The sequence below is a fragment of the Eisenbergiella porci genome, from assembly GCF_009696275.1.
In the GTDB taxonomy this organism is placed as follows: Bacteria; Bacillota; Clostridia; order Lachnospirales; family Lachnospiraceae; genus Eisenbergiella; species Eisenbergiella porci.
In genome coordinates, this window is sequence record NZ_VUMI01000023.1 from 54484 (window position 1) to 66250 (window position 11767).

Annotated in this window: 10 protein-coding genes; 9 read left to right on the forward strand and 1 reads right to left on the reverse strand. The window is 49.9% G+C overall.

The annotated features are described in order from the left end of the window. Positions 1 to 25 precede the first annotated feature (25 nt). The 5 genes from FYJ45_RS14830 to FYJ45_RS14850 all read left to right on the forward strand — a co-directional run bounded on the left by FYJ45_RS14830 (position 26) and on the right by FYJ45_RS14850 (position 6916). Complete coding sequence (locus tag FYJ45_RS14830; RefSeq protein WP_235930819.1) at positions 26 to 1771, forward strand: recombinase family protein; 1746 nt, start codon at positions 26 to 28, stop codon at positions 1769 to 1771. 14 nt (positions 1772 to 1785) lie between these two features. Next, positions 1786 to 3498, forward strand: a complete 1713-nt coding sequence (locus FYJ45_RS14835; protein ID WP_074661687.1) for a recombinase family protein — start codon at positions 1786 to 1788, stop codon at positions 3496 to 3498. Next, positions 3491 to 5107: a recombinase family protein gene (locus tag FYJ45_RS14840; RefSeq protein WP_074661689.1), complete on the forward strand. Its 1617-nt coding sequence runs from the start codon at positions 3491 to 3493 to the stop codon at positions 5105 to 5107. Before FYJ45_RS14835 ends, FYJ45_RS14840 begins: the two co-directional genes overlap by 8 nt. Beyond that, entirely contained in the window at positions 5100 to 5522 is a 423-nt protein-coding gene (locus tag FYJ45_RS14845) for a recombinase family protein (protein ID WP_074661692.1), read from the forward strand. The genes FYJ45_RS14840 and FYJ45_RS14845 overlap by 8 nt, the downstream gene beginning before the upstream one ends. Positions 5523 to 5623: 101 nt before the next feature. Continuing rightward, on the forward strand, positions 5624 to 6916 hold the full coding sequence (locus tag FYJ45_RS14850) for a recombinase family protein (RefSeq protein ID WP_235930820.1): 1293 nt from the start codon (positions 5624 to 5626) through the stop codon (positions 6914 to 6916). Here the strand turns inward: FYJ45_RS14850 and FYJ45_RS14855 are convergent. Next, a complete protein-coding gene (locus tag FYJ45_RS14855) occupies positions 6889 to 7467 on the reverse strand; it encodes a tyrosine-type recombinase/integrase (RefSeq protein ID WP_235930821.1) in 579 nt (192 codons plus the stop codon). The two genes, FYJ45_RS14850 and FYJ45_RS14855, sit on opposite strands and share 28 nt — an antisense overlap. 285 nt (positions 7468 to 7752) lie before the next feature. On the opposite strand from FYJ45_RS14855, the gene FYJ45_RS14860 reads away from it, so the two are divergent. The 4 genes from FYJ45_RS14860 (at position 7753) to FYJ45_RS14875 (ending at position 11246) form a co-directional block, all read left to right on the forward strand. Further along, on the forward strand, positions 7753 to 7938 hold the full coding sequence (locus FYJ45_RS14860) for a hypothetical protein (RefSeq protein WP_154465353.1): 186 nt from the start codon (positions 7753 to 7755) through the stop codon (positions 7936 to 7938). Further along, positions 7896 to 8114, forward strand: a complete 219-nt coding sequence (locus FYJ45_RS14865; protein ID WP_154465354.1) for a hypothetical protein — start codon at positions 7896 to 7898, stop codon at positions 8112 to 8114. The genes FYJ45_RS14860 and FYJ45_RS14865 overlap by 43 nt, the downstream gene beginning before the upstream one ends. Positions 8115 to 9486: 1372 nt before the next feature. Further along, the gene (locus tag FYJ45_RS14870) at positions 9487 to 10788 is read left to right on the forward strand and encodes an ATP-binding protein (RefSeq protein WP_154465355.1); all 1302 of its coding nucleotides are present in this window, start codon (positions 9487 to 9489) and stop codon (positions 10786 to 10788) included. A 218-nt stretch (positions 10789 to 11006) separates the two neighbouring features. After that, positions 11007 to 11246, forward strand: a complete 240-nt coding sequence (locus FYJ45_RS14875) for a hypothetical protein (RefSeq protein ID WP_154465356.1) — start codon at positions 11007 to 11009, stop codon at positions 11244 to 11246. Positions 11247 to 11767 lie beyond the last annotated feature (521 nt).

Sequence of the window (11767 nt, forward strand, 5' to 3'; positions counted from 1 at the left end):
CAAACAGGCGGCCCGGCGCTACAATATGCCTGGGTCAAAAAAGGGACAGCATCACAAGGCCAGCGGCTTTGTATTCCGTTCCCATACGGGACAGGGCCTTCGGTTTTCTGAAACACAGACGACAAGGAGGTTCAAAATGTCCAACAAAATCTATAAGACCGGCATCTATGCCCGGTTATCCAGAGAGGATGCTGACCGGCTGGAGTCCAACAGCATCCAAAGCCAGCGGGCCATCTGTCTGGCTTACATAGAGGGCCACGACGACCTTGAGCTGGTGGACACCTACATCGACGATGGTGAGACCGGCAGCAACACGGACCGTCCCGGCTTTCAGAGGATGATCCAGGATATGCGTTCCGGGCGCATCGACTGCGCCGTCAGCAAGGACCTGAGCAGGTTCTCACGGAACTATATCGATGCCGGGAACTACCTGGAGAAGATATTCCCGGCGATGGGCATCCGCTATATCGCCATCAACGACAACTACGACAGCATGGCGCCCGGGAGCAGCACCGATGTCATCACCCTTCCTTTCAAGAACCTGGCAAATGACATCTACTGCCGGGACATATCCATCAAGATACGCACCAGCCTGGAGGTCAAGCGCAAGAAGGGCGAGTATGTGGGCAGCTTCGTCCCCTTCGGGTATCGGAAAGCCCCGCAGGACAAGAACCGCCTGCTGGTGGACGATGACGCCGCAGAGGTCGTGTCCATGATCTTCGGGATGTATAAGGACGGTTTCCCCATCCTGAAAATTGCCCGGAGGCTCAACACCAGCGGCATCCCCACGCCGATGGAGTACAAACGGATGCAGGGCGTCCGCTTTGAGACAGCTTTCCGCACAAAGGAACGGCCGGAGTGGGAGTATGTGACCGTGAAGCGGATACTCTCCAACATCGTCTACACCGGGGTACTCATCCAGGGGCGGCGGGGGACGCCGAACCACAAGGTACGGGTGACGCGCCCCAAGGATGAGGCGGACTGGGTGCGGATAGAGAACGCCCATGAGCCGATCATCTCCTGCACCGACTTCGAGGCGGTGGCGGAGCTGATGCGCCGGGATATGCGCTGTGCCGGGGACAGCGACAAGCACGACCTGTTCTCCGGCTACCTGTTCTGCGGGGACTGCGAGGGGGCCATGATCCGCAAGACCCATAAGGCAAAGGGCAAGGCGTATGTCTACTACAACTGCGGCAACAACAAGCGCACCCACCAGTGCAGCCCCCACTCCTTCAGCGAGGCGAAGCTGGCGGACATCGTGTTCCACGCCATCCACGACCAGATTGAGGTAGTGCTTCACCTGGATAAGGTGCTGTGCTTCATCGACAGCCTCCCCCAGCGGGACCGCAGGGTGTTCAGCTATGAGGCGCAGATGACCCGTCTGGAGGAGGAGATACAGCGGTACAAAAAGCTGGAGCTGGGCCTCTATGAGAACTTCGTGGAGGGCATCATCAACAAGGCGGAGTACACCGACTTCCGGGAGAACTACCGGGGGCTGATCGAGGAGAAGCAGGAGGCTTTGAAGCGGCTGAAACGGGAACAGGAGGACGCCGCCGCGATGGGCAGCCAGAACCGGGCATGGGTACAGGTCTTTGCACAGTATGAGAACGTGCAGGAGCTTGACCGCCGCCTCCTGCTGGCTCTGGTGGACAGGATACTCATCTATGAGGACAAAAAGGTGGAGATTGTCTTTCGGTATCGGGATGAGTTCGCCAGGGCGATGGAGGCAGCGAAAAACTACAAGGACTGTCCGCTTCCGGCAGTGGGCTGAGAGGGAGAGAGAAAATGGCACGAAAGAGCAGAAAAGCACAGGCCCAGCCTGTGGCAGAAGTCAAAAAGGAGGCAGCGGCGCTCCCCACCGCCATCTATGCCCGCCTGTCGGTGGAGAACAGCGGCAAGGACGATGACGGGAACTCCCTGCAAAACCAGATCGCCGTCTGCGAGGACTATCTGGACGGATGCCCCCACCTCCGGCTCACGGAGGTCTACTCGGACAACGGCAGGACGGGGACCGTGTTCGACCGTCCGGCGTGGAACCGCCTGATGGACGATGTGCGGACGGGGAAGATACAGTGCATCGTGGTCCGCGATCTCAGCAGGTTCGGGCGCGACTATGTGGAGACCGGCAGTTATCTGGAGAAGATTTTCCCGGCGCTGGGGACACGGTTCATCTCCGTGAAGGAGAACTTCGACAACTTCACCTGCGGCAACGCGATGGAGTCCCTGTCGGTGAGCCTGCAAAACCTGGTGAACGCCATGTACTCGCGGGACATCTCCAAGAAGGTCTCCACGGCGCTCCGGGCGCAGATGGAGACGGGGAGGTTCCGCAACCGCAACCTCCCCTACGGCTACCTCTGGAACGGGGATAAGACCGCCTATGTGGTGGATGAAGAAGCCGCCGCTGTTGTCCGGCAGATATTTGAGTGGAAACGGCAGGAGGTATCGGTCTACACCATCGTTGAGCGGTTGAAAGCCGGGGACATCGAAAGCCCGGAGCGCCACAAGCGCAGGGCCGGCACCCGGAACGGCGACAACATCCAGGGTGAAGGCTGGTGTCCCTCCACCATCCGGGGCATCCTGCAAAACCGGGCGTATATCGGAGAGATGATCTGCGGGAAGTCCGAGACGGCGCTCTACAAGGGGCTGAAAAAGCACGTCACCGAAACGGACAAGTGGATCGTAGTCCCTGACGCACACCCGCCCATCGTATCTATTTCGGACTTTGAGGCGGTGGAGCGGCAGATGCGGGAGGACAGCGCCCACCGGGAGACCGCTATGGAGTGGTCGGCGGACATCCGGGCGGGCATGATCGACCTCTTTGCCGGGAAGATATTCTGCGCCGACTGCGGAAAGCGGATGTACTACAAGCGGCAGCGTATCCAGTGCAAGGGCGTTGTGTTCCGTGGGGTCTACGATTGCAGCACCCACTTGAGGCGGGGGCATGGGACCTGCTTCAAACACGCCATGCGGCAGGACGCACTCAATGAAAAGGTGTTCAACGCCATCCGGGACCAGCTTCAGGTGGCGCTGGACTATGAGAAGCTCCTGCTTGCCATGCGGGGCGGCTCCGGCGAGGCCAGCGTCCGGGAGAAGCACAAGGCGGCGGTGGCGAGCGTAAAGCTCCGGCTGAACGCCCTGAAAAAGAAACGGGCGGGGCTGTATGAGAGCTATGTCGAGGGCATCCTGAACGAGGAGGAATACGCCTTTGCCAAACAGACCTATGAGGAGCAGTACGAAGCCCTGAACCGGCTTTTGGACGAGGCCGTGGAGCGCCGGGAGCGGTTCCTGGCGTCCATCTCCCCAGACAACAAATGGCTCACCATGATGCGGGGCGCTGCCGGGATGACAGGATTGACGCAGGAGCTTGTGGACGCGATAATCGAGAAGGTGCTTGTCTACGGCGGGGGCCGTATCGAGGTCGTGTTCAACTACAACGATGTATTTTACGCCATGCTGGAGTGCGTGGAGCAGATAAAGGAGGCGGGCGGCGATGACTGACTACCGGGTGGGCATTTATATCCGCCTTTCCCTGGCGGACGGGGACGGGAAGGCCGAGAGCGACAGCATCGGCAACCAGCGGGAGCTGATCCATCAGTTTTTAGACCGCCATCCCCAACTGAAAAATGCGCCCCGGACGGAGTTCGTGGACGATGGGTACACCGGGACCAACACGGATCGCCCGCAGTTCCAGGCGCTGATGAAGGAGCTTCGCGCCGGGGCCATCAATGTGATGGTGACGAAGGATTTTTCCAGATGCCACCGGGACTATACCCAGATGGGCAACTATCTGGAGTGCGTCTTTCCCTTCCTCGGCGTCCGCTATCTCTCCGTCAATGACAGCTATGACAGCGATGATTACAAGGGCATGACCTCCGGCATGGATGTGGTCCTGCGGAACATCATCTATGAGGCGTACAGCAAGGACCTGTCCGTCAAGACCACCACGGCGAAGATCATCATGATGAAGCAGGGCAAATACATAGGCAGCTTCGCTCCCTATGGCTTTCAGTTCCATCCCACGGTCCGGAACAAGCTGGTGATAGACGGGGACTCGGCGGCGGTGGTGCGGCGTATCTTCGATATGACCTTGCAGGGGATGGGCAGCACCGCCATCGCCCGCAGGCTGAACAGCGAGGGCGTCCTGACCCCCGGCGCCTACTTCCGGCTGAAAAATCCGGGGAGCGGACGGTTCCGCAAAGCCTCCGAAAAGAACGGCTGGACGGCGGCCTCGGTGCTGAACATCCTCCACCAGTATGAGTACACCGGGGCGCTGGTGGGGCGCAAGCGGTACAAGGCCAGCCTCCATGAAAAGCGGACCGTCCCGCAGGATAAGTCCGACTGGATCATCTATGAGGGGGCGCATGACGCCATCATCAGCAGGGCGGACTTTGACCGGGTGCAGGAGATCATCCGGCAGAGGCCGAGGCGGGCAAAGGGGATACCACAGGAGTATCCGCTGAAAGGGCTTCTCAAATGCGGCAACTGCCATAGGACACTGAGCCGTATCCACAGTTCTGCCGGATACTACTACCGATGCACAAAGAGTAAGGCGGATGAGAACAGCGATTGCCCGAAGGGAAAGCTGTTCTCCGAGAAGGAGATCGAGGGCATCATCTTCCGGGCGGTCATGCAGATGCTGGCGATGTGTCAGGAGCGGAAAAAGCAGAAGTCCTCCCTGATGCTGACCCGCAAGGAGCGTATCGCCGCCTGTGTTGCGGAGCTTCAAAAGCTGGAACAGCAGCAGGAACGGTACAGGCAGGAGAAGTTCCGGGCCTACGAGGATTACAGCGGCGGGGCGCTGGCAAAGGACGCCTACCTGAGACAGCGGGCGGACATTGACGGCAAACTCGCCGCCGCCAAAGCCGAACAGGAGGCGCAGGAACAGCTTTTGTCTGAACTGGAGCATCTGGCCTTTCAGGATAAGGCGCAGGAGGATGATGTGTTCACTTCCTTTGCCGGGGCTACGGAACTGACGGCGGAGCTGGCGCAGACATTCATTAAGGAAGTGCTGGTATCCTCTCCCACCGAGATCGAGATCGTCTGGAAGTTCCGGGATGTGTTTGGAGGCCATTCTGATACCAAAGAGGAGGAAGGACATAATGGATAAACCGAGAAATGTTGCGGTCTATATGCGGGTCGCAAGAGCGCCCAGGGTGTGGATATACTGCCGGGTGGCAGCGCCGGACGCCTTTGCGCTGAGGACCCAGCAGGAAGAACTTATGGCCTTTGCCAAGGAAAATCACTATGAGGTCATGGGCTGCACCGCCAAACAGGAAACCGGCACAACAATGGTCCGCTCTGGGCTGGCGGAGATCACCAATGCCGCCCTCCGGGGTGAGATGGATATTCTGCTTGTCCTGAACGCCACAAGGCTGGGGCGCGACATCTGGAGAACGCTCGAATATGTTGGCTGGCTGGGAGAACATAATGTGGAGGTCGTCTGCCTGAACGGTGAGCTTTCCAACCGGGAAGTGGGGCGACTCCTGCGGACAAAGCAGGCTATGCAGGGCGGGGCAATTTGACAAGTGAGTTTCCCCTTTCGCATGAAGCGGATGCCGGAGGCGGTCTTTCAGAAGAAGGACCAACAATCACCTCCGGCATCCGTAAAAAATTTGGTGTTTAGTTGACACAAGGAGACTTTTCCCGGTTTGGGCGAAACAGCATTGAGACTGGCTATTTCATTGAGCGTGTGTTTCCGCTGTTTCACACCCGGTTCATTTCCATCAACGATGATTTTGACAGCGATCAGCACAAGGGCGATACCGGCGGTATGGATGTGGCTTTCAAGTATCTAATCAGCGAGTATTACAGCCGGGATATGTCCATCAAGACCAAAAGCGCCAAGTACGCCAAAATGCAGCGCGGTGAATACCAGAGCAAAGTTTGCCCTTACGGGTATCGCAAAAGCGCCGATGGCAGAATGGAACCGAACCCGGAAACCGCTGCTGTGGTACAGCTCATTTTCCAACTTGCCGCAACCGGAATTGGAGCGGCAGCCGTTACCAGGGAACTGTTTAAGCGAGGCATACCGACCCCAGGAGAATACAAAGCAGCTCATGGGCAGCAGTACCACGATGTCTCACGCTCCCGTGGACGCTGGAGCAGTTCTACGGTTCTCCGTATCCTGGAGGATGAACGCTATATCGGCTCCTATGTCATCGGGCGTCGTGCAGTCATTGAAGTAGGCGGCACACGGAGCCGCAGGAAGGACCGGGACAAATGGTTCATTATTCCCGACCATCATCCGGCAATCGTTGATAAAGAACTATTTGAAAAGGTGCAGGCTGTGCAGCGCCGGTTTTCCTTGCCGACCAGGAAAACCAGGGAGTACCCACTGAAAGGCAAGGTCTATTGCGGCTGCTGCGACCATGCACTCTCCCGCATCGCTCAAAAGGTACCGTTTTATATGTGCCGCCATTCTACTGCCGAGGTGAGCAGCCGTTGCCGCGATGTCCGGGCAGATGCTGCCAGTCTGGAAGAAGCAGTCCTCCTCACTTTGAAAAAGCAGCTGGAAATCCTGTTGCCCGTACATGAGGACGGCACCATTCACCTGGAGTCCACCGCTGCCAAATGCTCTGAGTATGAGAAGCAGTTGGAAGCTCTAAAGGACCAGAAGCAAGCTCTCTTTGAGCGGTATCTCCTGGGGCAGATCGAGCTGGACACTTATAAATCGGAGAAAGCTGTTTATGACGCAGAAATATTAAAAGTCAAAAATACCTATGCAGCTGTCACCGCCCAGGTAAAGCTGAAGCAAGAAGAACAGGCCCGCCAAAGCAGCCGACAAGAGATTGCTCACTCGATTGCGGAAGCAGATGTGCTAACCTCCGAACTGACCGATCTGCTGATTGAAAAGGTGTATGTATTCCCCGACAACCGCATTGAGATTGTTTACAAAATCCATGACCTCTTTGAATAATTGAAGATACAAAAACGGAAAACCCAGGCTATCAAATCCATCTTGGTAGCTTGGGTTTTCTGCTTTTCAGAATTATATTTTTTTGTCGTGTGCTTGACATACGGGTGTCTGAGATCATGGAAGCGGACTGATTTTAAACCGTTTTTTCTGAGAACAATCTGAAAGTGCTGTGTTATGTAATTCGGTTTTATCAGTACTCCCATATGATCGACATAAATATAATCCAGATAATCCATACAGTAGGAACTGCTGCATAATTTTTGATTTTCGGCCTGCAGCTTCCAAAGCTTGGACAAAATGGCCTCGAATGGTCCTAAAAGGGGCAGCGTTCGAAGGCTTTTTTTAGATTTAGGCCTGTCTTTGTAAATCATTTTGTATTTGCCGTCTACCATGGCCTGGGTTACAGTATGTCTGATTGTAATCGTCTTCTGCACAAAATCGATTGCTTCCCATTTCAGCCCTACGATTTCACTTCGGCGAAGTCCATAATAGCTGCCGAGCAGAACGGCAAGTTCAAGCGGATCGCCATGGAATATCTTGAATAAATTCATCAATTCCTCTGAGTGATAGATGGCTGAAACGAAATTGTTTTTCTTTGGACGAATCACTCTGTCTGCCGGATTTGATAAAATTAACCCTACTGAAAAGTGTACTCCAGAGCAGAGCGTATATTTGCATGTCTGTGAATTACTGTATTTGTGGAAACCTTGCGTTCTTTAAGCTCATAGGTGTAGTACTCCTGAATATATATGGGATTTTTACTGGTTCCGTCTGTATTATAACAATCACTGTATCCATGACGACAGGCAGGATATCTGGATGACAGGCAGCATCAGGTGGATTATCTGGGCATCCGGCATCAGGCCCTGCTGGATATGGCCGACTGGTGTGAAAAGGGGATTGCGCCCGTGCCCTCCACCAATTACCGGGTAAACGACGGACAGATCGAGATCCCGGCAGGCGCAGCGGGCTGCAGCCTGTGGCGGATGCTTATGCCAATGGAAAAAAATGTGTTACCGTAAAGGCGGGAGAGGCTGTTGTATTCACCGCGGATATTGAGACGCTGCCCGGTGCCGGAAAGGTGACTGCGGCCGCATGGGATTATGAGAAAACGGATGATTTCAGTGAATTTATACCGTTTGAGAAATCTGGACCGGGTGCGGGTGATTGTGGAATAACTCCTGTGGGATCCATATAGTAAGGACGTGCCTGCTAAATCCTTTTTCTCCCGGAATCTGCAGTTTTACCCGGTTTGGTTCCCTGGGCCAGAATCGATATATGGCAGAGAGAAGAGGATAAGAAGATGGAGTTCATCGCACTGGTCAGGAAGCTTGGGTATGAAAAAAGGATGATAGACGTACATTTCTGGACCAAGAATTCGTAAATAAATTGTAAATAAACGGCTTATTGTGCTTTGAGAAAAGAACTGCCACGCTGAAAATTAAGTTTTCCTATATTTCCAGCATGGCAGTTTTTTTAATAATTTATCATTTTCCTGATTCCCCGGCGTAGGGCAGAGCGTGCAGGCTTTGGATGTAGTGACATCGGGCGGGTTAGGGTTGGAGTTATGATAATAAATACAGCCTGCCCGAAAAAGCGGATAATTCAAATTCCACTGTTTTTTCTCAAAATATTGTTCCGTCTCCGGGTACCTGTCCGTTCCGCCGTACTGTTCTATATCGCTTGCAATAAGCAGCCGGAAAGAATGGTTTTTTATTAGAAGCTTTTCCTTCAGTCAATAATGGGCTACTGCTTGGAGAAAACTACAGACCTCACCGCGGAAGTATGAACCAGAACGAAATCCAGAAGCACGCTGATATCCATTTGGTGGTACAAGGAACTGGAGTGAAGTTTAGGATATGATTGCTGTATGGAGAACAGCTAATACAGCAACAGAAAGGGAAGGTGGTACTATAAGTTAAATACAGCTTTATAATACTGAAATTGTAAAAGAGAGACCGGAAATCCTAAAAATATAGGTTTTTCGGTCGTATAAAATATTTATTTTCTATCAGCATAAATAAAAAAGTGCAGAGTTATTTTTATTCAATGTTTTTTAGTGAAATACAGATATTATGTGATACTACAAACTATGATAAAAGTTTACGTTGACCCTAGATCAAGCTTCTGCAATGACTTAAGAAAACTAAGTAAGCTGTTTTGTTGCTGGGGTGACAAACGGTCAAAATATTGAAGTAATTCATGCTGCTTTTCTGTAATCGGATAGGACTCATTCGTTTCTGCAAAGAACTGGGCAAGAGTTATCCCGAAAGCGTCACATATTTTCTGGAGATTTGGAATACTGGGTATCGAATCTTTTGTTGACTAGAAGGATATGGTAGACTGTCTGATATTTGCTATTTTAGAGAGTTCGTACTCACTCCAGTTTCGTAAAATATCTGAAAGTATGACGGATTATGAGGCTGACCGAGTTATTCCTACTTTTCATATATAATTTTGCCGTAAATGGCAAAATTATTTAGTGCTTAGTTTACTTATAAAAACAAAAGAAGTATAATACACTTAATAAAAGTGACATTTGCGTCAAAAATATTTAGTGAGGTAGAAATATGGAAATAAAAAGAGATGTGTATTTGGAGAGATTAATTAATCGAAAATATAATGGATTTGTTAAAGTGATTACCGGAATTAGAAGATGCGGGAAATCATATTTGCTGAATACATTATTCTATAATCATTTGATGGATTGTGAAATACCGGAAGACCATGTGATTCTATTTGCATTTGATTCAGCGGATGATTTGATAAAGATTGGTGAGGATCCGCTATTATTGGACAATGCGAATTCAGAACGAAAGGTAGATCCTAAGAGATTTTTAGAATATCTGAATCAGCAGATTACAGATAAGGAGATGTATTATCTTTTGTTGGATGAGGTGCAGAATCTTGGAGCATTTGAGTCTGTGCTAAATGGTTTTCTGCGGAAAAAGAATTTGGATGTGTATGTAACCGGAAGTAATTCCAAGTTTCTGTCAAAGGATATTTTGACAGAGTTTGAGGGACGTGGGGATGAGATACATGTGCTGCCTTTATCTTTTTCCGAGTATTTCAGTGTGTATGATGGAAGCAAGGAAGAGGCATTTGATGATTATTCCGTATATGGAGGGCTTCCGGCGGCAGCACTTATGGCAACGGAAGAACAGAAAGCTGCTTATCTTACAACACAAATGCAGAATTTGTATTTGCGGGATGTTATCAATCGATATCATTTGCAGGATGATTGTGCAATTGGTGAGTTGCTGGATGTTATTTCATCAGGGATATCCACTTTAACAAATCCAAGAAAGCTATCTGCCACCTTTGCATCAGTGAAACAAACAACCATCAGTGAGGTTACGGTAGATAAATACATTGAGCATATGGAAGATGCTTTTATGATAAATCGCGTAAAACGGTATGATGTAAAGGGCAGAAAGTATATCGGAACTCCATATAAAATATATTTTGAAGATGTGGGACTTCGCAATGCAAGATTGAATTTTAGACAAATTGAAAGCACCCATATCATGGAAAATATTATATATAATGAGTTGCGTTTCCGCGGATTTAAGGTAGATGTGGGAGTTGTAGAATCCAGAGAAAGAAATGAGGACGGTAAGGAAGTAAGGAAACAGCTGGAAATTGATTTTATAGCCACCATGGGGAGCAAAAAGTATTACATTCAGTCAGCTTATGCAATTCCGGATAAAGATAAATATAAACAGGAGACGAAGTCCTTTGATAAAGTAAATGATTCTTTTAAAAAAATAATTCTTGTTGAAAAGAGTATGAAGCCGAGAAGAGACGAGAATGGTTATGTCATGATGGGCGTAAAGGAGTTTCTGTTGGATGCGAATAGTCTGGAATGCTGAAAGTAAGGTGCTATTCTTGTATACTTATGCATGTTGAAAAGGATTTTTCTGTTATTATCAGGTCAATCACACTTCCTGCCTGGAATGATTAAAATAATGGTGCTTTAACAAATAAATAGTGTCTGCTGAACAGCGGTTAAGAGCTGTTCAGCAGACACTATTTATATCCCATACTTTTAATATTTTTATCTTCCGTAAAGACAAAAAAGGAAATGGGAGTGAATCTTTCTGGACTGCTCAGAGAATTAACATTCGAATATTTTAACATAGCCTTTGGTAAAATAAATTATTTTCGTTCCGGTATGAATTTGGCTGTTATTGTAGTGGTAGTAGTTGGGGGACTTCTTGTTACTGCGTCAATGGCGGCATATATTGATGGAGCAGGATTATACCATAATTTTTTTAGAATTGTATTTCCAATGCTGATCATTTTTTATGTGCATAGAATAAAACAATGAAAACAGACGATTGCCCTCTCCGTTGCGGGAGGAGGGTGTCTGTTTGTGCGTTTATGAGCAGGAGCGAAACCGGCTCCGGAAAGGAGTTGGTAAAGGAATGAAAAAGATGTAAAAGAACACGAATGCGAAGCTTTTGTATACTATACAGCCGGTGGCAATCATCGGGTTGGCATTCCAGTATATAGAAGAAACAAAAAGTTTTTTTCCCGTATGGAGGATGACATATTAGAAGCAATGGCAGATCTTTAAAAATAAAGATTGTTTGATGACCACTATCTTTATTATTTCGAAGGACTATTTATTCTCGCAGAAGATAATCTGTGCCCTGACGGAAATATCAATTTTTTAACTCTGAAAAGGTTATTTTACTTTATCATATGGGCGAGTGGTTATATTGACCAGCCATTCACCAGTTAGACTGGTGGCTGGTGACTAATATTGGTTTACACTCCACTTGAAATTCGGCGGTTATTATATATTCTTGCTTCTGTGTCCACCTGCCGAATTTCAAGAAAAACTAA

Excerpts from the sequence above, each read along its gene's own strand:
- FYJ45_RS14830 (WP_235930819.1), top strand. The coding sequence starts at position 26 with ATGCCTGGGTCAAAAAAGGGACAGCATCACAAGGCCAGCGGCTTTGTA.
- FYJ45_RS14835 (WP_074661687.1), top strand. The coding sequence starts at position 1,786 with ATGGCACGAAAGAGCAGAAAAGCACAGGCCCAGCCTGTGGCAGAAGTC.
- FYJ45_RS14840 (WP_074661689.1), top strand. The coding sequence starts at position 3,491 with ATGACTGACTACCGGGTGGGCATTTATATCCGCCTTTCCCTGGCGGAC.
- FYJ45_RS14845 (WP_074661692.1), top strand. The coding sequence starts at position 5,100 with ATGGATAAACCGAGAAATGTTGCGGTCTATATGCGGGTCGCAAGAGCG.
- FYJ45_RS14855 (WP_235930821.1), bottom strand. The coding sequence starts at position 7,467 with ATGAATTTATTCAAGATATTCCATGGCGATCCGCTTGAACTTGCCGTT.
- FYJ45_RS14870 (WP_154465355.1), top strand. The coding sequence starts at position 9,487 with ATGGAAATAAAAAGAGATGTGTATTTGGAGAGATTAATTAATCGAAAA.